The 25,117-nt window shown below is 65.4% G+C and carries 20 protein-coding genes; 6 read left to right on the top strand and 14 right to left on the bottom strand.

The window, feature by feature from the left end:
• Positions 1–52 precede the first annotated feature (52 nt).
• From LG367_RS08985 to LG367_RS08975, 3 genes are all read right to left on the bottom strand, one after another.
• Positions 53–2,503, bottom strand: coding sequence for a S8 family serine peptidase (locus tag LG367_RS08985; protein WP_226468906.1), 2,451 nt, complete (start codon positions 2,501–2,503; stop codon positions 53–55).
• 303 nt (positions 2,504–2,806) lie between these two features.
• Positions 2,807–3,535 carry an N-acetylmuramate alpha-1-phosphate uridylyltransferase MurU gene (gene murU / locus LG367_RS08980; RefSeq protein WP_226468905.1) on the bottom strand — a complete coding sequence of 243 codons (729 nt, stop codon included), beginning with the start codon at positions 3,533–3,535 and terminating at the stop codon, positions 2,807–2,809.
• Complete coding sequence (locus LG367_RS08975; RefSeq protein ID WP_425490938.1) at positions 3,532–4,581, bottom strand: aminoglycoside phosphotransferase family protein; 1,050 nt, start codon at positions 4,579–4,581, stop codon at positions 3,532–3,534. The genes murU and LG367_RS08975 overlap by 4 nt, the downstream gene beginning before the upstream one ends.
• A gap of 38 nt (positions 4,582–4,619) precedes the next feature.
• On the opposite strand from LG367_RS08975, the gene LG367_RS08970 reads away from it, so the two are divergent.
• On the top strand, positions 4,620–6,035 hold the full coding sequence (locus tag LG367_RS08970; RefSeq protein WP_226468904.1) for a mannose-1-phosphate guanylyltransferase/mannose-6-phosphate isomerase: 1,416 nt from the start codon (positions 4,620–4,622) through the stop codon (positions 6,033–6,035).
• A gap of 31 nt (positions 6,036–6,066) precedes the next feature.
• Here the strand turns inward: LG367_RS08970 and LG367_RS08965 are convergent, their stop codons facing one another.
• Positions 6,067–6,459 (bottom strand): winged helix-turn-helix transcriptional regulator, encoded by a 393-nt coding sequence (locus tag LG367_RS08965; RefSeq protein ID WP_226468903.1) that lies wholly within the window; start codon positions 6,457–6,459, stop codon positions 6,067–6,069.
• A 99-nt stretch (positions 6,460–6,558) separates the two neighbouring features.
• Here LG367_RS08965 and LG367_RS08960 point away from each other — a divergent pair, with 99 nt between their 5' ends.
• On the top strand, positions 6,559–7,326 hold the full coding sequence (locus LG367_RS08960; protein WP_226468902.1) for an NAD(P)H-dependent oxidoreductase: 768 nt from the start codon (positions 6,559–6,561) through the stop codon (positions 7,324–7,326).
• Here the strand turns inward: LG367_RS08960 and LG367_RS08955 are convergent.
• The 7 genes from LG367_RS08955 to cysG all read right to left on the bottom strand — a co-directional run bounded on the left by LG367_RS08955 (position 7,308) and on the right by cysG (position 15,608).
• A complete protein-coding gene (locus tag LG367_RS08955) occupies positions 7,308–8,420 on the bottom strand; it encodes a sulfate/molybdate ABC transporter ATP-binding protein (RefSeq protein WP_226468901.1) in 1,113 nt (370 codons plus the stop codon). The genes LG367_RS08960 and LG367_RS08955 overlap by 19 nt on opposite strands.
• A gap of 89 nt (positions 8,421–8,509) precedes the next feature.
• Positions 8,510–9,361, bottom strand: coding sequence for a sulfate ABC transporter permease subunit CysW (cysW, locus tag LG367_RS08950; protein ID WP_226468900.1), 852 nt, complete (start codon positions 9,359–9,361; stop codon positions 8,510–8,512).
• The gene (cysT, locus tag LG367_RS08945; RefSeq protein ID WP_226468899.1) at positions 9,354–10,226 is read right to left on the bottom strand and encodes a sulfate ABC transporter permease subunit CysT; all 873 of its coding nucleotides are present in this window, start codon (positions 10,224–10,226) and stop codon (positions 9,354–9,356) included. Before cysT ends, cysW begins: the two co-directional genes overlap by 8 nt.
• Before the next feature lie 125 nt (positions 10,227–10,351).
• Entirely contained in the window at positions 10,352–11,359 is a 1,008-nt protein-coding gene (locus tag LG367_RS08940; RefSeq protein ID WP_226468898.1) for a sulfate ABC transporter substrate-binding protein, read from the bottom strand.
• Between the two features lie 126 nt (positions 11,360–11,485).
• Positions 11,486–12,937 carry an OprO/OprP family phosphate-selective porin gene (locus tag LG367_RS08935; RefSeq protein ID WP_226468897.1) on the bottom strand — a complete coding sequence of 484 codons (1,452 nt, stop codon included), beginning with the start codon at positions 12,935–12,937 and terminating at the stop codon, positions 11,486–11,488.
• Positions 12,938–13,090: 153 nt separating this feature from the next.
• On the bottom strand, positions 13,091–14,068 hold the full coding sequence (cysK, locus tag LG367_RS08930; RefSeq protein WP_226468896.1) for a cysteine synthase A: 978 nt from the start codon (positions 14,066–14,068) through the stop codon (positions 13,091–13,093).
• Between the two features lie 64 nt (positions 14,069–14,132).
• Positions 14,133–15,608 (bottom strand): siroheme synthase CysG, encoded by a 1,476-nt coding sequence (cysG, locus tag LG367_RS08925; RefSeq protein ID WP_226468895.1) that lies wholly within the window; start codon positions 15,606–15,608, stop codon positions 14,133–14,135.
• Between the two features lie 219 nt (positions 15,609–15,827).
• On the opposite strand from cysG, the gene LG367_RS08920 reads away from it, so the two are divergent.
• Together LG367_RS08920 and LG367_RS08915 are read left to right on the top strand one after the other, a co-directional pair.
• A complete protein-coding gene (locus LG367_RS08920) occupies positions 15,828–16,814 on the top strand; it encodes a LysR family transcriptional regulator (RefSeq protein ID WP_226468894.1) in 987 nt (328 codons plus the stop codon).
• Positions 16,815–16,826: 12 nt separating this feature from the next.
• Entirely contained in the window at positions 16,827–17,186 is a 360-nt protein-coding gene (locus tag LG367_RS08915; RefSeq protein ID WP_226468893.1) for a hypothetical protein, read from the top strand.
• Positions 17,187–17,394: 208 nt separating this feature from the next.
• Here the strand turns inward: LG367_RS08915 and LG367_RS08910 are convergent, their stop codons facing one another.
• From LG367_RS08910 to LG367_RS08900, 3 genes are read right to left on the bottom strand one after another with little or no spacing between them, the layout of a single operon-like run.
• On the bottom strand, positions 17,395–18,135 hold the full coding sequence (locus LG367_RS08910) for a phosphoadenylyl-sulfate reductase (RefSeq protein WP_226468892.1): 741 nt from the start codon (positions 18,133–18,135) through the stop codon (positions 17,395–17,397).
• A complete protein-coding gene (gene cysI / locus LG367_RS08905) occupies positions 18,132–19,901 on the bottom strand; it encodes an assimilatory sulfite reductase (NADPH) hemoprotein subunit (protein ID WP_226468891.1) in 1,770 nt (589 codons plus the stop codon). The genes LG367_RS08910 and cysI overlap by 4 nt, the downstream gene beginning before the upstream one ends.
• Before the next feature lie 16 nt (positions 19,902–19,917).
• On the bottom strand, positions 19,918–21,741 hold the full coding sequence (locus tag LG367_RS08900) for an assimilatory sulfite reductase (NADPH) flavoprotein subunit (RefSeq protein ID WP_226468890.1): 1,824 nt from the start codon (positions 21,739–21,741) through the stop codon (positions 19,918–19,920).
• A 158-nt stretch (positions 21,742–21,899) separates the two neighbouring features.
• Here LG367_RS08900 and cysD point away from each other — a divergent pair, with 158 nt between their 5' ends.
• Together cysD and cysC are read left to right on the top strand one after the other, a co-directional pair.
• The gene (gene cysD / locus LG367_RS08895) at positions 21,900–22,841 is read left to right on the top strand and encodes a sulfate adenylyltransferase subunit CysD (RefSeq protein ID WP_226468889.1); all 942 of its coding nucleotides are present in this window, start codon (positions 21,900–21,902) and stop codon (positions 22,839–22,841) included.
• A 1-nt stretch (position 22,842) separates the two neighbouring features.
• The gene (gene cysC / locus LG367_RS08890) at positions 22,843–24,735 is read left to right on the top strand and encodes an adenylyl-sulfate kinase (RefSeq protein WP_226468888.1); all 1,893 of its coding nucleotides are present in this window, start codon (positions 22,843–22,845) and stop codon (positions 24,733–24,735) included.
• Positions 24,736–25,117: the final 382 nt, after the last annotated feature.

The raw sequence follows: 25,117 nt of genomic DNA, 5'->3' as shown, positions 1-25,117 counted from the left end.
GAGAGAGCCCGCGCCGCCCCGCAGCGGCGCGGACGTCTTGCGCTTCAGTGGTTCAATTCACCGCTGTCGGCGCAATTGCGTTGCCGGCGGCCACGGCCGCGCAGAGCGTGCTGTTCTCGGTCTGCAGCTGGTCGTAGCTCTTCTGCCCTTCGGGGAGCGGACTGAGCTGCGCCGGCAGCAGCGAGCGATACTTGGCGTCATAGGTCGCCGCCAGGAAGCAGGCTTCCGCCTGGTCGTGGAACTTGAGGCGGCCATGACCATAGCTGGCGTCCAATCCTGCATCGCCCAGATCATTGCCGCCGGTGCTGGCGACGTAGATCAGGGAGTCGTAGGTCGAATCGGACAGATTGACGTTGCGCTGCTTCAACAAGGCGGCGCGATCGGCTTTCTGCTGCGCGGTCGCATCCGCTGGCAACGGCGCCGGCACCGTCGCGTTGGTGAGCTGGCGCTGATGTTGCAGGCCGAGCAGTGCCAGCGCGGCGGCGTGCGGTGTCGCGGAGGATGTGCCGTTGAACGCATTGTCGCCGTAGCTGACGGTGTCGACGTTGGCGAAATTCGCCAGATCGGGCTTGGCGTTGCCCTCGGCCTGTCCTGCCGGACGCGCGCCACCGGCAGCCAGGATCGGGCCGCGTGAGCTGTAGGCTTCCAGGTTCGAGGTCGCCGCGTCCAGGGCCGCCACCGTGACGACGCTGGCCAGATCAGCGGGTTGAACGAGTGAGCGAGCCGACTGCGAATATCCCAGCTTGCCGTTGTAACCGCTCGCGGACAGCCGCAGGAAATTGCTCACATTGGCGGTCTTGCGAGTCACGCGAACGCCGAACTTGCCGCCGCCGGCGAAACCGGCTCCCGACCAATTGAAAACGCCATTGCACTGCGAAGTCTTGGCCGCGCTGGGAAGTTGCACGCCGACGAATTCGGTGGGTTCCTGGCCGGGCTGGCCAGTCTGAGCGGTGTCGGCCGTATTGAGCACTCTCCAACCAGCTGCCTGAGTGACTTGCCCCAACCAGTTGCGCACTTCATCACCCCAATACACCAATTCGAGCTTGTAATCGGCATTGGTCGTGTTGTTGGCGCTGGTCCAATCGTTCCAGGCCAGTCTCACGATGATCTGTGCGAAGCCATCATTGGCGCGGACGGTCGAGCCGACGGGGACGCAGTCGGCGAACTGCGTGTTGCGCACACGATTGATGCTGTCGAGGATCGGCTGATCGTTGGCATCGCGGTTGCCGGCGTCGAAATCCTGCACAACATTGATGCCATCCCCGGCGGTGGCGTCGCCGTCCCAATACTTGCCGTCTGCTTCGTTGCCGGCTGCGTTGAAGATCAGGACGCCATTGCGTGAGGCAGCTTCTAGCGCATCGTACAGCCCTTTGAGATTACTGCTGCCGGTGCTGGTGCCGTCGCCGGGAGCGAGCAGCGTCGTGCCCTGCGATGCGGTGATCACCTGCGCGCGTGGTTCACCCTGTGGCTCATTGAGCGCATTGAGATTGGCCGCATCCTGGATACCTTTCACCCAATCGCCAGTCTGGCCGGCGTCGTAGATACGGTATTTGGCTTCAGGCGCGAGGTCGTAGACGATCTCGACCACGGCGTTGCCGTGTTTCTGCGCGGTGTAACCGAACGCACCCGCCGTCGGTTTGAACAGCGTCACTTTGTCGGTCACGGACGTGGTGTTTTTCGGCCATTCGCTAGCGTCCTGCAGTTTCTTGATTTCGCCGGCGGTGTCGGCGAACTGGTCGAATACGGCGATCGTCAGCCCTTCGCCCTTGAGATCGCGACGCAATCCCGCCGTCAGCTGATCGTAATTGCCGAGCGAACGCAGCTTGTCGAGATTGCTCGCGCCGGCGCCATCGGTGAACGCCACGGTTTGCGGCATCACCATCAACGAAACCTGGGCTACAGAAGCCAGGCCTGCCACCCATTCCAGGCGTGCCAGCGGCACCTTGGCCTCGAGGCTGGGGGAGCCGTTGATCTTCTGCGCTTCCAGGCCGGCGGAAAGCAGGGTTTCGTGCAGCGTGGAAGTGGCGCGATCGAGCAGGCTCGGATTCTGGAGCTCCTCGAAGGGCAGCCCCAGATTGATGTTGATCTTGACCTTCTCGCCGTCGCGGAAACTCAGTGGAATGCCGGCCGCGTCGAGCGCGGCGATCTGCGCCGCGATGGAGGCTTGAGATGTGCTGCTCCGGGTTGCGCGTGCCGGCGTGCTGTTCTGCGATGCCGGCGCGATCCCGCTCTGGTTCTGCGCGAACAATTGCACTGCCTGCAGCAATTGGCCGGCACCAAGTTTCGCTTGCGCGGGATTGCGTGGGGTCGGAGTCGAATACGCGACGGGCTGGGATGTCGGCGATAGCAATCCGCTGAGGGTATTGCTGTTGGTGGCGAGGGGATTATGTTGCGTGCCGATCGTCGGTGATTGCGCGGCCGGTTGGCGTGCGATGACGAGGACACCGGCGCAGGCGGCGACGAGTCCGAGAACGGCGAATTTCCGCTTAGACAACTTCTTCATCGAGTGATTTCCATACTGGTAAAGAGTGAGCGAGTGACGCTCAGCTCTCGGCTCTTCGCGTCCCCTTACACAGAACGCATCCGGCGCGCATCACCCCAACGCGTCCTTCTGATTTTCAGATAACGAATCGAAATGACGCAGAGGTAGGGCGTCGTCGCCTTTCTGCGTTACGGATCGGTAATCGGCGTTGCAAGGATGTTGTGGTGTGAGCGCGACGGTTCGAAGCCGCGTCATCCGATCCGCGCGGGTTGTTTCACCGCGCGGACGAATCCTTGATTCGTTCTTCCCGGAATTCCAAACCGCTTATTGTCGGCTTGACGTGTTTTCGCCGTGCATGGCGAGCGATGCATCGAGTTGTCGCAATCGTTCCGGTGTGCCGACGTCGGTCCAGGCGCCGCGATGGTGTTCGCCGGAAATGCTTCCATCTTTCATCGCCGCGCGCAGCAGCGGAGCGAGCTTGAAGCGCGGCGGTGTCTGCTGCGCCTCCGCTGTCGGATCGATCGTCCCGCGCCATCCGGCGAGCAGTTCCGGCCGGTAGATGCCGATGCCGGAATAGGTGAGCATGCGCGCGCCTTCCGAACGCACGAGGCCGTTTTCGTCGAGGGCGAAATCGCCCTGCGTGGCATATCCGGGCGAGTCGACCATGACCAGGTGCGCGAGCCCGGGCGGTGAGAGCGGCAGCGTGGCGAAATCGAAATCGGTCCAGATGTCGCCGTTGACCAGCAGGAAGGGCTCGGCGCCGAGCAAGGGTAGGGCATGCAGCATGCCGCCGCCGGTTTCCAGCGGCGTCCCGCCTTCGTAGGAATAGGCGATGCGCAATCCCCAGTGCGCGCCGTCGCCGAGCGTGCGTGGGAACTGTTCGGCCAGCCACGAGGTGTTGATCACCACATCGCGGATGCCGAGCGCCGCCAGTTTTTCCAGATGCCAGACGATCAGGGGTTTACCGCCCGCCTGCAACAAGGGCTTCGGCGTGGTTTCGGTGAGCGGGCGCATGCGTTCGCCGAGCCCGGCGGCGAAGATCAATGCCTTCATGCGGCGACGCCTGTGCGCATGGCCGGCTTCACCCGCATTTCGATCAGATCGATGAGTGGGTGCAGCTGCGGATGCCGCGGCAACACTTCGTCGAGATAGGCGATGAAGCGCGGCGCGTCGGCAATGTAGCGCGACTTGCCATCGCGATGATGCAGACGCGAGAAGATGCCGAGGATCTTGAGATGGCGTTGCACGCCGAGCCAGTCGGCATCGCGCATGAAGACATCGAGAGCGGGCACGGGAAGTCCGGCCGCCGCCGCGCGCGCGTGGTAGCGCGCGAGCCAGCCATCCACGCGCGCCAGTGGCCAGCTGAGGAAGGCATCCTTGAACAGGCTGACCGGGTCGTAGGCGATCGGGCCGCTGACCAGGTCCTGGAAATCCAGCACGGCCGGCCCGTCGGATACGGGCATCAGGTTGCGCGGCATGTAATCGCGATGGGTGAGCACGCGTTTCTGCCCCAGCGCGTTGTCCATCAGGCGGCGTTGCACGAGTTCCAGGCGATCGCTGTCGCCGCAGTCCAGTTGCAGCCCGAGATGACGCCCGAGGAACCATTCCTCGAACAACCCCGCATCGCGTTGCAGCAATGCTTCGCCGAAGCTGCCGAGATCGGACGGAGGCGCGATCGACTGCAGTCGCAGCAACTGTTCGATCGCGGCGTCGAAATGCGCATCGGCATTGTCTTCGTTCAAGATTTGCGCGAGCGTCGGGCCGCCGAGGTCTTCGAGCAGCAGGAAGCCATGCTCGACATCCTGCGCCAGCACCTCGGGCACGCGCACGCCGCCGGCCACGAGCAGTTCGCGCATGCGTAGCCAGGGACGGGCGTCCTCCTTGTCGGGAGGCGAGTCCATGACGATCCAGGTCGTCGAGGGCATCGAGGTTTGACCATCGGCGGTGGCGCGCCAGTAGCTGCGGAAACCCGCGTCGACGGATGCGCGTTGCAGATCGAGCGCATCGTGGCCGGTGGCGGTCCGGGCCCAATCCAGACGCTGCTGGTCGCGCGGTATGGCGGAGTGTGGCAAGGGGTGCGGCCTCTTGTTGACGTGCAACAGGGTAAACTCCCGGCACGCAACGGGCGAGATGGTCCATGAGTTCAGCAAATCCACGCGTGCAACCGGTCCTGCTGTCGGGAGGGTCGGGGACGCGCCTATGGCCATTGTCGCGCGAGGCCTATCCCAAGCAGTTCCTGGCGCTGGCCGGCGAGCGGACGATGCTGCAGGACACGTGGGAGCGCGTGGCACCGCTGGCCGCCGCCGCGCCGATCGTGGTGGCCAACGAGGAGCATCGTTTCCTCGCCGCCGAGCAGCTTCGGCTGGTCGGGGTGGAACATGCCGCGATCCTGCTCGAACCGGTGGGTCGCAACACCGCGCCCGCGATCGCGGCGGCGGCATTGCAGGCGCTGGCGGGCGGCGACGATCCGCTGCTGCTGGTGCTGCCTTCCGATCACGTGGTGCGTGACGTGCAGGCATTCAGGCGCGCGGTCGAAACTGCAGCGGCCGTCGCGGGAGATGCGCTGATCACGTTCGGAATCGTGCCGGAGGCTCCGGAGACGGGGTTCGGCTACATACAAGCCGACGCCGAGGGCGACGGGGTGCGCCGCGTGCTGCGCTTCGTCGAGAAACCCGACGCTGCCACGGCGCAGGGCTATCTGGATGCCGGCGGCTACTACTGGAACAGCGGCATGTTCCTGTTCCGCGCTTCGCGCTATCTGGCCGAGCTGGAGCGCTTCCGTCCCGATATCCTCATCGCGGTGCGCCGCGCTTTCGAAACGGCCAAGAACGACGGCGATTTCATCCGCCTCGACAAGGAAGCATTCGCCGCCAGTCCTTCGGATTCCATCGACTACGCGGTGATGGAGAAGACCGATCACGCGATGGTGCTGCCGGTGGATATCGGCTGGAACGACGTCGGTTCGTGGTCGGCGCTGTGGGAAGTCAGCGAACAGGACGGCGACGGCAACGCGCATCACGGCGACGTGATCGCAGTGGATACGCGCAACAGCTACGCCTATGCGCGACGACTGGTGGCGCTGGTCGGCGTCGATGATCTGGTCGTGGTGGAAACCGACGATGCCGTGCTGGTGGCGCGCAAGGATCGCGTGCAGCAGGTCAAGGATGTGGTGGCGAAGCTCAAGGCCGATCAGCGCAGCCATGCGGTCCTGCATCGCGAAGTGCACCGGCCCTGGGGCAGCTACGATTCCATCGATGCCGATGACGGCTTCCAGGTCAAGCGCATCAAGGTCAAACCGGGCGCGCGACTGTCGCTGCAATCGCACAAGCATCGCGCGGAGCATTGGATCGTGGTGCGCGGCACCGCGCGTATCACGCGCGACAATGACGTGTTCGACCTGCATCCCAATCAGTCGACCTACATTCCGCTGGGCGCGCGGCACCGGCTGGAGAATCCGGGCTCGGAGATGCTGGAAGTGATCGAAGTGCAGTCCGGCGGTTATCTCGGCGAGGACGACATCGTGCGTTACGAGGACGTCTACGGGCGTTCGTGACGGATCCGGTGCGTCGCGCCCAGGCCCACACTCAGGAGCACGCGCCGCCGTCGTGCCGAAGATCGTATTGCTCCTTGGCCTGATCGAGCGCCGGAAAGTGCGTCTCGGCCCAGCGATCCAGCACTTCCAGCGTGCCGCATAGCGAGCGCCCGAGATCGGTGAGATCGTATTCCACGTGAGGGCGCACGTCGGCGATGTCCAGCCGCGACACCAGTCCGTTGCGTTCGAGATCCTTCAACGTCTGCGTCAGCACCTTCTGCGAAATACCGCGGATCTTGCGCAGAAGTTCGCCGTTCCTGAGCGGGCCTTGCGCGAGCGCGGGCAGAATCAGCATCACCCACTTGCTGGCGATGAGTTCGAGCACATCGCGCGCCGAACATGAAGGGTCGTAGACGTCGCCGTGACGAAGCTGGGAGGCGGACATGGCAATGGTTACCTGGAAGTGCGTAATTGACCGGTGGCGATGGCCTCAGCACGCTGTGTGGAAGGATATCGCCGTCCGATCCCGGAAGCCCGTACTCGTATGAAATCGCTCGTCATCAGCGCCCATCCAGAACCGAAATCGTTCAACGCGCGGCTTTCGAGCACGGCGCAACGCCTGCTGCGCGAGCGCGGTCATGAGGTGCGTGGCACCGATCTGTATGCGCTCGATTTCGATCCGCGCGAACGGGGCAGCCATTATCACTATCGCCGCGATCCTGATCGCTTCTTCGTGCAGGACGAGCAGCGGTTCAATCACGATGGCGGTTCGCTTCCGGCGGACGTGGCCCGGCAGCTCGATGATCTGCTCTGGGCGGATCTGCTGGTGCTGCAGTTTCCGCTCTGGTGGTTCGGCGTTCCGGCGATCCTGAAGGGCTGGATGGACCGCGTCTTCGTCTACGGCGGCATGTATTCGAGCAGGCGGCGTTTCGACAACGGTGTCTGTCGTGGCAAGCGGGTACTGTTGTCCGTGACCGCCGGTTCTTCCGCCGAGGACTGTTCGCCGACCGGGCGGGAAGGCGATACCCGCCTGATCCTATGGCCCATTCTGTACTCGTTGCATTACGTTGGATTCGATGTGCTGGAGCCGGTGATCCTGTATGGCATCCACGGCGCGCACGGAGGCGAGGATCCGCGCGAACGTGACGCGCATCTGGCGGTGCAGTTGTCGCGATTCGAGCAGGCGATGACCACGATCGACCGCCTGCCGACGGTGCCGTTCAACCGAGACGAGGATTGGGACGAACGCGGGCAGCTGAAACCCGAAGCGCCGAGCTACAGCCCCTTCATCCGTCACGCGCCGCCGTTCTGATCCTCGGTCGCCGGGAAGATCCGGAAACGCAGCGGGCGCAATCCCACTTCGTTGCCAGGCGCCGGTATTTCGATGCCGGGTGTGGCGACGAGATCGATCTCGAGCGTGCGTGAACGCTCGGGCAGCGCCACTTCGACCACGATGCGATCGGCGAGCCGGTGCGCGGCGACGACATGGCCGCGCAACAGGCCTTCACCGACAGGCGCGATGACGAAATCGTGCGGTCGCACGTACAACTTCGCCGCACCTTCAACCAGATCGTCGGCGGGCAGATGCCAAGACTGATCCTGAATCGAGAACACCCCGTTCGCCACCTGGCCTTCGATCACGTTGGCACGGCCGATGAATTCGAAAACGTAAGCCGATGCCGGTGCCGCGTAGATGTCTTCCGGCGTGCCGACCTGCTCGATGCGGCCGTCGCGCAGCACGACCACGCGGTCGGCCAGCTCCAGCGCCTCGTCCTGGTCGTGGGTGACGAAGACCGTGGTCTGTCCGGTCTGTTCGTGCAGCTTGCGCAGCCAGCGCCGCAGCTCAACGCGTACCTTGGCGTCGAGCGCGCCGAACGGCTCATCCAGCAGCAGCACGGTGGGATCGATGGCCAGGGCGCGCGCCAGCGCGACGCGCTGCTTCTGTCCGCCCGACAGTTGCTCGGGATAGCGTGAGCCGTGATCGGGCAGTTGGATCAGCGTTAGCAGCTCCTGCACGCGCTGCGCGATCACGGCGCGCTTCGGCCGCTTGCGCCAGGGGCGGCTGCGCAGGCCGAAGGCGACGTTCTCCGCCACGGTCATGTGCTTGAACAGCGCGTAATGCTGGAACACGAAACCGACGTTGCGCTCGCGCAGGCGCAGTCGCGTGGCGTCGGTGTCGCCGAACAGCAGGCGTCCGTTGTCGGGATGCAGCAGGCCCGCGATCACGCGCAGCAGCGTGGTCTTGCCGGAACCGGACGGGCCGAGCAGGGCGACCAGCTCGCCGGAGGCGATGTCCAGGCTCACCGCATCGAGCGCGGTGACGTTGTTGGCGTAGCGTTTGCTGATGCCGTGCAGATGCAGCGAAACGCCGTGCTTCGGAGAGTCGTGCTTGTGGGAATCGGCCATGCGTTCATCATGAACGATTGCGCCTGCCGGTGCATCCGTCGGCGGTTCGATGGGAATGATGTTGACGAAAGCCATGCGGATGCCCGGGATCAATGTCGACGATGGGATTGCGCCAGGGCGTCGCCGTGGCGGGCTTCGAGCCAGAACTTGAGCACCAGCGTGATCAGTGCCAGCCCGGCGAGCAGCGAGGCCACGGCGAACGCGGCGGTGCCGTTGAATTCGTTGTAGAGAATCTCGATGTGCAGCGGCAGCGTGTTGGTGAGCCCACGGATGTGACCGGAGACCACGGAAACCGCGCCGAATTCGCCCATCGCGCGCGCGCCGCACAGCAAGACGCCGTACAGCAGTCCCCACTTGATGTTGGGCAAGGTGACGCGGAAGAACATGGTCCACGCGCTGGCGCCGAGCGAGCGTGCGGCGATTTCCTCGTCGCTGCCTTGCTGCTGCATCAGTGGGATCAGTTCGCGCACCACGAACGGGAAGGTGATGAACAACGTGGCCAGCACGATGCCGGGCCGCGCGAAGAGGATCTTGTAGCCGTGATCGCTCAGCCACTCCCCGAACCAGCCGTGGCTGGTGCTGAACAACAGCACCAGGCATAGACCGGCGACCACGGGAGACACCGCGAAGGGCAGGTCGATCAATGCCATCAGCACGCGTTTCCCCGGGAATTCGAAGCGCGTCACCGCCCAGGCCGTGAACACGCCGAATACCGCGTTGAGCGGGATCACGATCGCGGCGGTGAACAGCGTGAGTTTCAGCGCCGAGACCGCGTCCGGCTCCTTCAACGCTGCGAACCAGACATCGACGCCCTTGGCGAACGCCGCGCCCAGCACCATCGCCAGCGGCAGCACCAACAGCAGCACCATGACCAGCAGCGCCAGTGCGATCAATCCCCAGCGCAACCAAGCGGGTCCTTGCAGATGATCGTGTTCAGACATCGCGGCGTCCCTTGCGTTCGTGCGCGAACAGGGTCGGGATCGCGTTGATCGCCAGCAGGCAGAGGAACGAGGCCGCCAGAAGCAGCGCGGCGATGGCGATGGCACCGTTGTAGTCGTATTCCTCCAGTCGGATGGTGATCAGCAGCGGCGCGATTTCCGTCTGGTAGGGCTTGTTGCCGGCGATGAAGATCACCGAGCCGTATTCGCCGAGGCCGCGCGCGAAGGCGAGCGAGAAGCCGGTGAGCAATGCTGGCAGCAGTTCCGGCAGGATCACGCGCCGCAGCGTGGTGAAACGCGAGGCGCCGAGCGAAGCGGCGGCGTCTTCCTGCTCGCGTCCGAGTGTTTCCAGCACCGGCTGCGCGGTGCGCACCGCGAACGGCAGGCCGATGAACACCAGCGCGATCACGATGCCGGTAGAGGTGTAGGCGATGTGGATGCCGTGCGGCTCCAGCCAGCGGCCGACCCAGCCGGTCTGCGAATACAGCGCGGTCAACGCGATGCCGGCCACGGCCGTGGGCAGCGCGAACGGCAGGTCGACGACGGCGTCGAACAGGCGCCGTCCCGGGAAGCGGTAACGCACCAGCACCCACGCGATCAGCGCGCCGGCGAGCGAGGCGATCAACGCGGCGACGAGCGCGGTGCCGAAGCTGAGTTTCAATGCCGCCTGCACGCGCTCGTCCTGGATCGCGCGCAGCCAGCCGTCGGTGCCGAGTCCGGCCGCACGAATCGCCAGCGCCGCCAGCGGCAGCATCACGATCAAGCCGAGCCAGGCCAGGCCGAGCCCCAGGCTCAGGCCGAAGCCCGGCAACGGCCTGCGCAGGCGCGTGGGTGCGAGAGCGGGCAGGGAGAGAGTCGAGGCGGTCATGTCCGGAAGGCCAAGAAATTCCTTGCGATGATCTGAAGGGCAATGATCTGGACGTTAGAGAAATCGCATTGCGAACATCCGCTTCAGCCCTCTCTCCCATGTACAGGAGAGGGGGCGAAGCAATTTCACTTCGCCGGCTTGTAGATCTGATCGAAGAATCCGCCGTCGGCGAAATGCTCCTTCTGCGCTTTCTTCCAGCCGCCGAAGGCGTTGTCGATGGTCACCTGCTTCACTTCGGGAAACTTCGACAGTTCCGCCTTGTCTACCTTGTCCGGCTCCGCCGGGCGATAGCCGTAGCGCGCGACCAGGCGCTGTCCTTCCTGCGAATACAGCCATTGCAGATAGGCCTCGGCCTGCTTGCGCGTGCCGTGCTTGTCGATGTTCTTGTCGAGCCACGCCACCGGCGGTTCGGCCTTGATGCTGAGGCTGGGCACGACGATCTCGAACTTGTCGCGCGTGTCGGCATCGCCGAGCGTGAGCAGGGCCTCGTTCTCCCACGCGATCAGCACGTCGCCGATGCCGCGCTCGACGAACGTGGTGGTCGATCCGCGCGCGCCGGTGTCCAGCACGGGGACGTTCTTGAACAGTTTGCTGAGGTAATCCAGCACCTTGGTGCCGTCGCGATATTGCGCCGAGGCCCAGGCCCAGGCGGCGAGATAGTTCCAGCGAGCGCCACCGGAAGTCTTCGGATTCGGTGTGATCACGCCGACGCCCGGCTTGATCAGATCGGCCCAATCCTTGATCTGCTTGGGATTGCCCTTGCGCACCAGGAAGACGATGGTGGACGTGTAGGGCGCGCTGTTGTGCGGCAGGCGGCTCTGCCAGTTGGCGGGCAGCAGCTTGCCGTTGTCGACGATCGCATCGATGTCGGCGGCGAGCGCGAGCGTGACCACGTCGGCTTCGAGTCCATCGATCACGGCGCGCGCCTGCTTGCCGGAACCGCCATGCGAGGCGCGGATTTCGAGCGTTTCGCCGGTCTGCTGTTTCCAGTGCGCGGCGAAGGCCTTGTTGTAGTCCGCGTACAGTTCGCGGGTGGGATCGTAGGAGACGTTGAGCAGTTCCTTGGCCTGTACAGCCCCCACCGACAAGGCGAGGGCAAGGCTGAGAGCTAGTGTACGAAGTGGGGATTTCATATGGAGTTCTCTGTGGGGAGTGAGGGGCTGCGCTTCATCGATGTCCTATCGACATCGACAACAGCTCCGAACGTTCCATAAGCAAGTCCGATCATGCTTTGAATGCTGGGACGACATACGAGACTCCTAGAAGGACACCTGCGCACGGGTGAAGAACGCTTTCTCGTCCTCGCGATCGCCATTCGCGCCACCGCCATCGAACTTGGTCTGGGTGTAGTTGGCGATCAGCTTGAGATTGGCGGTGAGATACCAGTTCAGGCCCAATCCCCATGAGGTGGCTTCCTGCGCGGCGACCGTGGGGTCGGCGAACAGGGGGAATGCGTCGTCGTCGAGCGTCAACCTCCCGTAGCGTGCGGCAATCTCGAATGCGCCCCAGCCTGCACCGCCGGGCGTAAAAGGATGGTTAGGCCGCGTCACGCCCCGGTAGCTGGCGTCTTCTCCGGTCAGGACGTAGCTGCCGACCACCTGCCATGCGCGATTGTCGAGATCGGCGCGCGTGCCGCTCGCGGGCAGCGCGACTTCCTGCTTCGAACTGACATACTCGCCCAGCAGACCGAGCGAATTGCGGTAGTACCAGGCCTGCGGCGACCAGCGCGTGTGATCGCCGTCCGCGGCGACCGCGCTGCGATAGTTGAAGAAGGTCGCTTGTCCCGGCGTGCGGTAGCGTGGCAGGAAATTGTTGCCGGTGCCGCGCTTGTCGCCGCTGGTGGCGGAGATGCCGAAACCGAGACCGGACAGCGCATTGCCGCTGTTCTTCCAGGGTTCGAAGAAGATGCGTGCGGCGGTTTCCAGTTCGTTGTCGGGATTGGCGGTGATCGCATCGCGTCCGTCGACCGTTCCGTTGAAGATGCCGACGGCGTAGCTGACGGCGCCCTTGGCGAATTCGCCTTGTAGTTGCACGCCGATGTCGCGATTGGGCACCAGCTCGGTGGGGAATCCGTTCTCGATCAGCGCCGTGGACGCGGAGGATTGCAGGCGTTCCAGGCCGACCGGCGCGGTGAACTTGCCGGCGCGCACGGTGGCGCGCGGATCGAACTTCAGATCGATGTAAGCATCCACCAGCGTCGCGCTGTCGCCCGCGAATTCGGGCGTGATGCGGAAGCCGATCCACTTACCCCAGGTGCCCTCGATAGTGGGACGCACGCGGCGCAGCAGGAAGGTGTCGTTCTGCGGCTGTTCGTCGTCGCCGATGAAGAAGCGGCCATCGGCCTGCACCAGGCCGCGGAAGCGGATTTCGTTGTCGCCGTCCGCCGACTTGATCGAAAGCCCTTTCTCAGGCGTGATGGCGACAACGGGTGTCGAGGCCGCCTTGGCCGTTGCGGCTTCTTCCTGCAGTTCCAGTCTGCGTTCGAGGATGCGCAGGCGCTGATCGAGGTCGGCGACGCTCGCGTCCCCGCCATCGTTCGCGGGCGCGTCGCCGTAACGCTGCTCCAGGGCGCGTAAACGACGTTCGAGATCCTCGACGGTGGGTTGTTGCGGAGAGGGCGGATCGGCGGCGAACAACGGTAGCGCCGTCGTCGACAGGGCGACGGCGAGGCTCAGACGGGCAAAGCGATGGCGTGCAAGCGGCGCGGACATGCGCGTCTCCTTCAAGAGAGCTTGAGGGAAGCGTCTCCGGAGGACCGGTCGACGCGGGGGAGGATCGAGACTGCAACAAACCTTAAATGTTGCGAGGACAGCGATCGCAGATCCCATTCCGCCTGCGTTTCATTCCCGGCGTCGACATGGAGATCAAGCCGCTTCCGCCTTCGCGTCGAGCGAAGCCAGCCAGTCGTCGTCCGAGCCTTCGTTGACGCCCTCGAACAGGAATGTCGACAGATAGCGCTCGCCGGTATCCGGCAGCGTGGCGAGGATCACCGAACCTTCCGGCGCGCGTTCGGCGACCTGCAAGGCCGCGGCGACAGTGGCGCCTGCGGAAATGCCGACGAAGATGCCTTCCTCCGCGGCCAGTCGACGCGAGGTGTCGCGCGCGAGCGTGTCATCGATCGGTAGCACCTGTTCGGCGACCTCGCGATCGAGCACGGCGGGCACGAAGTCTGGCGTCCAGCCCTGGATCTTGTGCGGCTGCCAGTCCTTGCCGTTGAGCAGCGAGGCGCCGGCGGGTTCCGAAGCGATGATGTGCGTTTCCGGGCGCGCAACCTTCAACACCTGACCGACGCCGGTGAGTGTGCCGCCGGTGCCCCAGCCGCTCACGAAATAATCGAGGCGCTTGCCGGCGAAGTCGCGCAGGATTTCCGCCGCCGTGGTCTGACGGTGATACGCAGGATTGGCCGGATTCTCGAATTGCCGCGCCAGGAACCAGCCGTGCTTCTTCGCCAACTCCTCGGCCCTGCGCACCATGCCGCTGCCGCGTTCGGCGGCGGGCGTGAGGATCACCTTGGCGCCGTAGGCGCGCATCAGCTTGCGGCGTTCGATGGAGAAGGTTTCCGTCATCGTCGCGACGAACTTGTAGCCGCGCGCGGCGGCCACCATCGCCAAGGCCACGCCGGTGTTGCCCGACGTGGCCTCGACGATAGTATCCCCAGGCTTGAGCAAGCCCTTGGCTTCGGCATCGAGCACGATGGCCAGTGCGAGACGATCCTTGACCGAGCCGCCGGGGTTGAACGATTCGGCCTTGGCGTAGAGCGTGACGTGCTTGGGCGGCAACCGGTGCAGCTTGACGATGGGCGTGTGGCCGATGGTGTCGAGAATGCTGTCGTAAAGGGCCATGGTGGTGTCTTCAATGTATGAGTTTGGTTTCTTTGCTTCCTTCCCCCGCAGGTAGAGGGAGGCGTTATGCGGCTTTATCCAGTACAGGTTGAAGCGCGCCGAGCGGCGCCTCGCCATACCAATGCAGCGTCTCGGCGAGCGCGGCCACTTCGCCGATGATCAACAGCGCTGGCGATTGCACGTCATGTCCGCGCGTACGTTCGGCGAGTTGCGACAGCGGGCCTGTCACGACGCGCTGGCCGGCGTGCGAACCGTTTTCGATCAGGGCGAACGGTGTCGCCGCGTCGCGGCCATGCGCGATCAGCCGTGCCTGCAACGTATCGAGCATCGCCACGCCCATGTAGACCGCCAGCGTCTGCCGTTCCTGCGCCAGCGCCGGCCAGTCCAGCGTGTCGAGCGAGGTTTTGCATTGCGCGGTGACCAGGCGCACCGATTGCGCATGATCGCGATGGGTCAGCGGCACGCCCGCATAGGCCGCGCAGGCGACCGCGGCGGTGATGCCGGGGACGACTTCGAATGGGATTCCGTGGGCGCGCAGGGCTTCGAGTTCCTCGCCGCCGCGGCCGAACACGAACGGATCGCCACCTTTCAGTCGCACCACGCGGCGGCCGGCGAGCGCATGTTCGATCAGCAGCGCGTTGATGCGTTCCTGCGTCGCGTGATGGTGGCCCGCCTGCTTGCCGACCTCGATACGCTCGGCATCGCGGCGCGCGAGTTGCAGCACTTCCGGGCTGACGAGGCGGTCGTGGAGAATGACATCGGCCTCGTTGAGCACGCGCAGCGCACGCAGCGTGAGCAGGCCGGGATCACCGGGGCCGGCACCGACCAGTGCCACGGAGCCGATCGGCGTCTCAACGGGCGAAGACGCTTCATGCGCGGAATCCGCATCCAGGATCTTCTCGAACGCATGCTCCGCGGCGATGTGCTGCCGCTTGCGCAGCAGCGATTGCAGCGGCCCGGCGAGCAGGCGCGCGATGCCGCGCCGGCGCGCGGCCAGACCGTGCTCGCCATGAGCCGGCCATCGCGCGCGGATGCGCTCGCGATGCCGCGTCAGCAGCTGCGCCAGCGCGCCGTAGGATTCGTCGAACTGCGCTTCCAGCCGTTCATGTATCAGCCGCGCCAGCATCGGCGCGCCGCCTCCGCTGGAGATCGCGATCTGCAGCGGGCCGCGTTCGACGCGGGCTGGTACCTGGAAGCGCGACAGCTCGACATCGTCGACGACATTCACCCAGACGTAGCGCCGCTCGGCCGCATCGGCGATGGCATGGTTGGCCGCGGCATCGTCGGTGGCGGCGATGGCGAGCCAGGCGTCGGCCAGCCAGTCCGGATCGAACTCACCGGCGCGATGGGCGATGCGATGCCGCGTCGCCCAGTCCGCGAGAGTAGGTTCCAGCCGTGGCGCGCCGACCACCACGCGGGCGCCTGCTTCCAGTAGCGCTTCGACCTTGCGCCGGGCCACCGTACCGCCACCGACCACGAGCACGGTACGACCGCGCAGATCGGCGAACAGGGGGTAGAGAGGGGTGGAATCGTCGGGCATGTGAAAGCCTCGGCTGGGAGACCGACGCTAGCGATGGCCGTTCCGGCGCGGAAATGGCGCCGACTCCTGCGCTTATGCCTTATCGGCATAAGCTAGATGAAGTCCGCCCTGGACAGGTTCCAGGCGTAACGATATGTTGACGAATCCTTTCATCATGATAAAAAGATATATCTCCGGAGGTGGCCTCGCTTCCGGGGCGCCTCCACGGTACCTGTCGCGATGACCCTCACCCAACTTCGCTATCTTGTCGCCATCGTCGATTCCGGGCTGAACATCACGCTCGCGGCCGAGCGCGTGCACGCCACCCAGCCGGGCCTGTCCAAGCAACTCAAGCAACTGGAGGATGAACTCGGCTTCCAGCTGTTCGTGCGCAAAGGGCGCAGCCTGGAAGGCATCGCGCCGGCGGGCGAGCGTGTGCTGGAGCACGCGCGGCGCATCCTCGAGGAGGCCGCCAACATCCGCAGCTATGCCGCAAACGAGCGCGGCGAGCATGCCGGCCGTCTGTTGCTGGCCACCACGCACACGCAGGCGCGCTACGTGCTGCCGCCGGCGATCGCGGCGATCAAGCGCCAGTTCCCGCAGGTGAACGTGGACCTGCAGGCCGCGGGCGATGCGGAAGTACTGCAGAAGCTGGCCCAGGACAACGCCGATCTCGCCCTGATCAGCAGCGCCGGCAGCGTGCCGTCGGGCGGAATGGCGGTGCCGTTGTATCGCTGGCGGCGCGTGCTGCTGCTGCCGCGCACGCATCCGCTGGCCGATCTCGGTCGCGCGCCGACACTCGCCGAGCTCGCGCAGCATCCGCTGATCAGTTACGAATCCTCGATCCGCGCCGACTCCTCGCTGCAGCGCGCGTTCGCCACCGAAGGCGTCGAACCGCAGATCGCCATGACCGCGCGCGACGCCAATCTCATCAAGACCTACGTGCGCGCCGGCCTCGGCGCCGGACTGCTGGCGGAGATGGCGATCGGTGCGCGCGAGGACGCGGATCTGCGCATCCTGCCCGCGCCGAAAGCACTGCCCGAATGCATCACCTGGGCTGTGATCCCGCGCGGCCGCGTGCTGCGCGATTACGCGCTGGCGCTGCTGCACCATCTCGCGCCGCAGCTGGATCCGCGCGATCTGCGTCGCGTGCTCGAAGGCAATCTGGAGCCGCAGTGGCCGACGCCGCCGGCGTGGGTGGAATTGAGTCAGCCGATCACGGTGTAGGACGGGGCGCATATGACCGCGCAGCAACTGTTCCAAGTCGCCGACTTGGGTTCCAGAGCGCTGTCCGTTGCCGTGGCGATAGCGCTCACATTGCTTCCGTACCCACGCCAACTGTTCGTGCGAGGTGCGATCGCCATTCTGGTTACCTGGGCGATATCGGTTTTCTATGCAGGCCTCGTTTACAACCCGTTGGGCCTGGCTGCGGCATCGGCACAAGGGATTCATGCTCCCTGGATGCGTTACGACAACAACACCATCGCGGCCCAATTGTTAGCGGGTTGGGTATTCCCCGCAATTTCTGTTCTGGGCGTCTGTTTTGTACGTCATGTCATCTGCCGGTTTCGTAGGGTGAAATTAAAAAGCGAAACATGACTCAGGTAATGGCCTGGGATGTGACATCCGGTGAGTTGAGATTGAAGGGTCTCGCGAGGGGAGCGTATGTGCGTACCCACATCCGGATGAATTGCTCGACGGCACCGCTGGCTGATTTCATAAGGCTGGAATGGCTGGCGCAACAGATTGCCGGCTAAGTCCCGAATCTTATGCGGGCGCCAAGTTTCGGCACCCAAACCGGAAATGTTCAGGCCGCGACGTTGGCCCCATCGTCGAAATGCAGCCCGCATTCGCGCTTGAGACCGAAGAAGCGCGTGTCTTCCTCGCGCATGCCCGGTTCCAGCGGACGGGTGGTGTGGGTGTCGCCGATCGAGATGTAGCCCTGATGCCAGAGCGGGTGGTAGGGCAGGTCGTGCGCCTGCAGATAATTCCAGACGTCGCGATCGCTCCAGTCGGCGATCGGGTGTAGTTTCCAGCGGCCGTCGCGCAGTTCGAGGTAATCGATGGCCTTGCGCGTGCTGGACTGTCCGCGGCGCAGGCCGGCGATCCAGGTGCGCACGTTCAACTCGCGTAGCGCACGCTGCATCGGTTCCACCTTGCGCAGGCGGTTGTAGCGGGTGATGCCGTCGACGCCTTCCTCCCAGATTTTGCCAAGTCGCGCTTCCATCCAGGCGATGCCGATCTGCGGGCGATAAACCTGCAGATTGAGAGTGAGCTTGTCGCTCAGTTGGTCGATGAAACGATAGGTTTCCGGGAACAGATAGCCGGTGTCGATCACGATCACCGGGATATCGGGTTTCTGCTGCGTCACCAGGTGCAGCGAGACCGCCGCCTGCGCGCCGAAGCTGGACGAGAGCGCGTGTTCGCCGGCGGTGTTTTCCAGGGCCCAGGCCACGCGCTCCTCGGCGCTGCGCTCGCCCAACCATCGGTTGAGTTCGGCCAGCGCCTGGGTCGATTCGGCGGCGGTGATGGGATCGGGCGGACTCATGCCAGTACCTTTACGGGGATTCCGTTACGTGTGTCTTTGTCGGGGATGGAAACGACGGCGCTGCGGACCAGGAAGTCGCCGAAGCCTTCGTCGAAGTGCTTCTCGCGCGCGTAGTCGCGGATCAGCGGATCGAGCGCATCGAGGATCTCGGGTTCGGCGATGTTCTCGCGGTACAGCGTGTTGAGCCGCTGGCCGCGATGATCGGCGCCGAGCATCAGGTTGTAGCGGCCGGGCGCCTTGCCGACCAGGGCGATTTCGCCGAGATAGGGGCGCGAGCAGCCGTTCGGGCAGCCGCTGATGCGCAGGTGGATCGGCGCGCCGGGAATGCCGTGGCGAGCGAGCAAGGCTTCGACCTTGCCGACGATATCGGGCAGATAGCGTTCGGCCTCGGCCATCGCCAGTCCGCACGTGGGCAACGCCACGCAGGCGAGTGCGTTGCGGCGCAGCGGATTGGCGCGGCGCCAGGAATCGAGTTCGTATTCCGTCGTCAGCGCGTCGATGCGTTCGCGCAGATCGGGCACGATGTTGGCGATGACGAGGTTCTGGTTCGCCGTCAGGCGGAAATGCGCCTGCTGCGCGTCGGGCGCGGCAGTGTTGGCGGCTTCGAGGATCTGCGCGATCCGGCGCAGACCGCTCAGATGCCGGACTGCTTCGCCCAGATCATCGAGTGCCCCGTCGACGATGCGGCCCGCCGGAATCCGCAGGGTCAAGTGGAAGCGACCGTCTTCGCCGGTACTCCAGCCAAAACGATCGCCATTGTGGGCGAAGCCGAACGGACGTGCAGGAAGGAGAGGGAAACCTGCACGCCGTTCGACTTCGGATCGGAACCAGTCGAGACCGTGGTCGTCGATGGTGTATTTGAGGCGGGCGCGCTTGCGGACTTCGCGGTTGCCGAAATCGCGCTGCGCGGTGACCACGGCCGTGGCGACGGCGGTGATCTGGTCGGGGGTGACGAAGCCGATCACGCTGCCGAGGCGTGGATACGTCTCCGGATCGCCGTGGGTGGCACCCATGCCACCGCCGACGGTGACGTTGTAACCGGCGAGCACACCGGTTCCGTCGACTGAATTTTCATCGATGATCGCGATGAAGCCGAGATCCTGCGCGAACACATCGACGTCGTTGGTCGGCGGGATGGCGAAGCCGATCTTGAACTTGCGCGGCAGGTAGCGCTCGCCGTAGATCGGCTCGTCTTCGCTGCCGCTGCCGGCGACGCGTTCCTCGTCCAGCCAGATTTCGTAGTAGGCGCGGGTGTTCGGCAGCAGGTGCTCGGACAGCGCAGCGGCCTGCGCGTGCACGGTCGCATGCGCGGCGGAAAGATGCGGATTGGCGGCGACGGCGACGTTGCGGTTGACGTCGCCGCAAGCGGCCAGAGTGTCGATCAGGGCGGCGTTGATCGCCTGCATCGTCGCCTTGAGTTCGGTCTTGATCACGCCGTGGAACTGGAATGCCTGCCGCGTGGTGATGCGCAGGCCGCGTTCGGCGAACGTGGTGGCGATGGCATCGAGCTTCAGCCACTGCGCGGGCGTGACCACGCCGCCCGGCGTGCGCGTGCGGATCATGAAGCTGTAGGCCGGCTCCAGCTTGGCGAGGCGGCGCTCGTCGCGGATGTCGCGGTCGTCCTGCTGGTAGCTGCCGTGGTACTTGATCAGCGTCTGATCGTCCTCGCGCAGGCTGCCGGTGACCGGATCGGCCAGGCTCTGCAGCAGCGAGCCGCGCAGTCGCGCGCTCTGCTGCTTGATGTCTTCGACGGAGTGCGCGCTCATCGCATGGCCTCGGACATCAGTACACGTCCCGGGCGTAGCGGCCCTGGCGCTGCAGATCGTCGAGATATTCGGCCGCCGCGTCGCGGTCGCCGTGCTTGTGCTCGGCGACGATGTCGAGCAATGCGCCGTGCACGTCCTTGCCCATGGCGATGGCGCCGCAGACGTACAGGTGCGCGCCGTTCTGCAGCCAGTCGTAGAGGTCCTCGCCGCGTTCGCGGATGCGGTCCTGCACGTAGATCTTCTGGGCCTGATCGCGCGAGAAGGCGAGGTCGATGCGATCGAGTTCGCCGGATTTCAGCGCGCGCTGCCATTCCAGCTGGTAGAGGAAATCGCTGCGGAAATGCGGGTTGCCGAAGAACAGCCAGTTGCGGCCGGGCGCACCCACCGCCGCGCGCTCCTGCACGAAGGCGCGGAACGGCGCCACGCCAGTGCCGGGGCCGATCATGATCACGTCGCGCGAGGCGTCCACGGGCAGGCGGAAGCGCTCGTTGGTTTCGATGTAGACGGGCAGACGCTCGCCTTCGCCACGGGTGGCGAGGTAATGCGATGCCGCGCCCCAGCGGAGCATGCCATCTTGGGCGCCGCTGTCGTATTCGACGTGCGCGATGGTGAGATGCACTTCGTCGCCCACGGCCTTGCGGCTGGAGGCGATCGAATACAGCCGTGGCGTCAGCGGCCGCAGCGCGGCGACCAAGGCTTCGGCCGACCAGTCGGCGGGATGACGTTGCAGCAGATCGATGACCTGACGATTGGCGAGCCACTCACCCAGCACCACGTTGCCGGGCTGCAGGATCGATTGCAGTTCGGCATCGCCGCTGCGTTCGGCCTGGGCGGCGATGAAGGGGCGGGCGAGCTTGGTCAGCTCGCGCTTGCTCGCCAGCCATTCGCGCAGTGGCAGGGTAGTGTCGCCTTGCGCGATGGCCTGTTCGCCGTCGAGTTTGAGCGTCGTCAGGATCGCATCGACCAGCGCGTCGGGATTGCGTGGCCACAGGCCGAGCGCGTCGCCGGGCTCGTAGTGCAGGCCGGAGTCTTCCAGCGACAGTTCGATGTGGCGGATGTCTTTGGGTGAAGCCGCCCGGCCATGCACCAGCGTGATGCGCTGGTTGGCGATCAGCTCGGCCGAGAACGGATGATCGCGGCCGTGGGTTGCCGCCGATGCGGCGATCTGTGGGCGCAGCGGCGTCACCGTCGCCAGCGGCTTCACGATTTCCTTGGCCGCGGACACGGCCTGCGTGCGCCACGGCGCCGCGACGGTGTCGATGTCGAGATCGGCTTCGCCGCGCGGCAGCAGGCGTTGCGCGCCCAGATCGGCCAGGCGCTCGTCCAGACGCTGACCGATGGCGCAGAACTGCGGATAGCTGGAGTCGCCAAGGCCAAGCACGGCGTAATGCAGCTGCTCCAGGCGGGGCGCGCGCTTGCCGGTCAGGAATTCGAACAGTTCGCGGGCGTCGTCCGGCGGATCGCCGTCGCCCTGGGTGCTGATCACCAGGTACAGATGGCGTTCGGTCTTCAGTTCGCGCACCGGATAGGCATCGGCGCGCAACAGGCGGACGGCGAGCCCGGCGCCCTCGACTTCCAGTGCCAGCTGCTCGGCGACGCGCTTGGCATTGCCGGTTTGACTGCCGTAGACGATGGTCAGCCGCCCTGCCGTCGCGGCATCGGGGCGCACGGCAACGGCAGGAGCGGACTGTGCGGGAGCCGGTCGCGAGGTCGCCAGACCCGCCGCGTAGCCCGACAGCCACCACAGCCCCGGCGCGTCGAGCGCGCGGGTCAACTTGGCGATCGCATCCGCCTGTTCTTCGGACAAGGGCGGGGCAGGCAGGGAATTGGGCGATGGCATCGCGAGCGGCCATTGTTCCGGTCACGGGATTGGGACGACACTAGGCGTACCGGCGGCGATGCGGAAAGGAAGCTGAGTTATTCGGTTATGCCCCGCAGTCATTTACTGAGGGTGTGGGGCCCCTGGCTACAATTTCGAACAGCCGCCGATCCGAGCCGATGACCGTTTCCCTTGCAACCAATCCAATCGAGCCGATCGACCGTCCCCGCGACGAACTCGACCGCCTCGAAGCCGAAAGCATCCACATCCTGCGCGAGGTGGCCGCCGAGAGCCGCAAGCCCGTGCTGCTGTATTCGATCGGCAAGGACAGCTCGGTGCTGCTGCATCTGTTGCTGAAAGCGTTCGCGCCGGCGGTGCCGCCGATTCCGCTGCTGCACGTGGACACCACTTGGAAGTTCCGCGAGATGATCGCCTTCCGCGACCAGCGCGCGTCCGAAACCGGTGTCGAGTTGCGCGTGCACATCAATCCCGACGGTGTGCGCGACGGTGTTGGCCCGCAGAGCCACGGTGCCAGCGTGCACACCGAGATCATGAAGACGCAGGCGTTGAAGCAGGCGCTGGAGATCGGTGGCTACGACGCCGCGATCGGCGGTGCGCGCCGCGATGAGGAGAAATCGCGCGCCAAGGAGCGCATCTTCTCCTTCCGCGACGCGCAACAGCGCTGGGACCCGCGCCGGCAGCGCCCCGAGTTGTGGCAGCTGTACAACGGCCGCGTCGGCAAGGGCGAGAGCGTGCGCGTGTTCCCGCTCTCGAACTGGACCGAACTCGATGTGTGGCGCTACATCCGCCGCGAGAACATTCCCGTCGTGCCGCTGTACTTCGCCGCCGAGCGTCCGACCGTGCGGCGCGACGGCGCCCTGATCGTGGTCGACGACGAACGCTTCCGCCTGGACGCCGGCGAAACCCCGCAGCTGCGCCGCGTGCGTTTCCGTACCCTCGGCTGCTACCCGCTGACCGGCGCGGTGGAGTCGGAGGCCACCGATCTGGACGCCGTGATCGCCGAAATGGAAACCAGTGCGCAATCCGAGCGCGCCGGCCGCCTCATCGACCACGCCGACGGCGATACGATGGAGAAGAAAAAGCGCGAGGGGTACTTCTGAGATGGTGGCCGTCCCACGCATCCACGCGGAAGCCGGGCATGAGGAAGCCAAACCGGTGCGAGCCGAACGCGACATCCTGCGCATCGTCGCCTGCGGCAGCGTCGACGACGGCAAGAGCACGCTGATCGGCCGGTTGCTGGCCGAAGCCGGCCGCCTTTCCGACGACGAACGCGTCGCGCTCGCGCGCGCCAGTGCCAGCCACGGCACACGCGGCGGCGAACTCGATTACGCATTGCTCCTGGACGGCCTCGAAGCCGAGCGCGAGCAGGGCATCACCATCGACGTCGCCTGGCGTCATCTGCAGACCGCGCACCGCCGCTACCTGATCGCCGACTGCCCCGGCCATGTGCAGTACACGCGCAACATGGCGACCGGCGCGTCGGTCGCCGATCTCGCCATCGTCCTCGTCGATGCCGGCAAGGGGTTGCTGCCACAAACGTTCCAGCACACGGCGATCGCGGCGCTGTTCGGCGTGCGCCACATTCTGCTGGCGGTGAACAAGCTCGATCGCGACGGTTACGATCGCGCGCTTTTCGACGGGATTGCCGACGCTTATCGCGCGCATGCCGCGCAGCTCGGCATCACGGACGTCGTCGCCATCCCGCTCGCCGCGGCGACGGGCGAGAACGTGACCGCGCGTTCGGCGAATTTCTCCTGGTACGCGGGGCCGACGGTGCTGGAGCACCTCGACAACGTCGAGATCGAGAATCGCGAGGCCGCATTGCCGGCGCGGCTGCCGGTGCAAGCGGTGCTGCGCGGCGCCAACGGCGCGCGCTGGCTGGCCGGCACGCTCGTCTCGGGCGTTCTGCATGCCGGCGATACGCTGCGCGTGGAACCGGCGGGTGTGGTTGCCACCGTCGCGGAGATCACCCGTTCCGGCGATGTCACCGATGTCGCGCATGGCGGCGACGCTGTCGCCGTGCGATTGCTCGAGGATGTCGACGCCGGGCGCGGCGACGTGCTGGCGATCGCGCAGGCACCGCTGGCGGCCAGCGATCAGTTCGCCGCCGACGTGCTGTGGTTCGATCAGGCCGCATTGCTGCCTGGCCGGCGCTATCAACTCAAGCTCGGTGCGCGCAGCATCGGCGCGCGCGTGAGCGAGCTCAAACATAAATTGGACCCGGAAAGCCTGCAGCCGCTGGCCGCGAAGCGTCTGGAGTTCAACGACATCGGCGAGATCACGTTGTCGCTGGATGCGCCGATCGCCTTCGCGCCGTACGCGCAGGAGCGCGCGCTCGGCGGTTTCGTGCTGATCGATCCGCTCACGCGCGCCACGGTCGGCTGCGGCATGATCCGCCACGGCCTGCGCCGCGCCGACAATATCCACTGGCAGGCGCTCAGTGTCGATCGCAGGGCGCGCGCCGCGCTGAAGGGGCAGCATCCACGCTGCGTCTGGTTCACCGGCTTGTCCGGTGCGGGCAAGTCGACGATCGCCAACCTGGTCGAAGCGGGACTGCTCGCGCGCGGATTCCACACCTATCTGCTCGACGGCGACAACGTGCGGCATGGCTTGAATCGCGATCTCGGCTTCACCGACGAGGACCGCGTCGAGAACCTGCGCCGCGTGTCGGAAGTGGCCAAGCTGATGACCGATGCCGGCCTGATCGTGCTGATCAGCTTCATCTCGCCGTTCCGCGCCGAGCGCGAGGCCGCGCGCGCGCTGTTCGCGGCGGGTGATTTCATCGAAGTGTTCGTCGATACGCCGCTCGCGGAAGCCGAGCGTCGCGACGTCAAGGGACTCTACGCCAAGGCGCGGCGCGGCGAACTGCCGAACTTCACCGGCATCGATTCGCCCTACGAGCCGCCGGAGAACGCGGAGATCGTGCTCGACACGCTATCGCATACCTCCGAGGCGCTGGCGCAGCGCGTGATCGCGAAAATACTGGACGAGTAGCGCGTGTCCGACGGCACTGTCTGAAGCACGATGGCGCGATCGTGTCCGGCCGCGCCATCGTGATGCGTTAAATTTTTTCGTCAACGGCTCAAGGATCTTCCGCAGGCGGATTCGGTATCGGGCCCGGAGGATGCGACGGGCCGGGTGGGCCAGGCGGCGAGGGATCCGCCGGAATGCAATCGTCCGGGGGCAACTGCCCAGTCCCATCGTCCGCCGGCGGAAGGCAAATTTCCTGTGCGGATGCGTTGCCCACGCCAAAGCCGAGAACGCCGAATTGCACTGCGCCCAACAACACCAGTGTTGCGACTTTGCTCATCGATATGTCCTTTGAGGGTTCCTGATCCATGGAAACTCCGGGGTGTCCGGAGCTTTCCGCTTGTCG

Origin of the sequence: Luteimonas panaciterrae (assembly GCF_020511115.1) — a bacterium.
GTDB lineage: Bacteria > Pseudomonadota > Gammaproteobacteria > Xanthomonadales > Xanthomonadaceae > Luteimonas > Luteimonas panaciterrae.
Note: the sequence above shows the minus strand (reverse complement) of the source record. Positions and strands in the feature narration are given on the sequence as shown.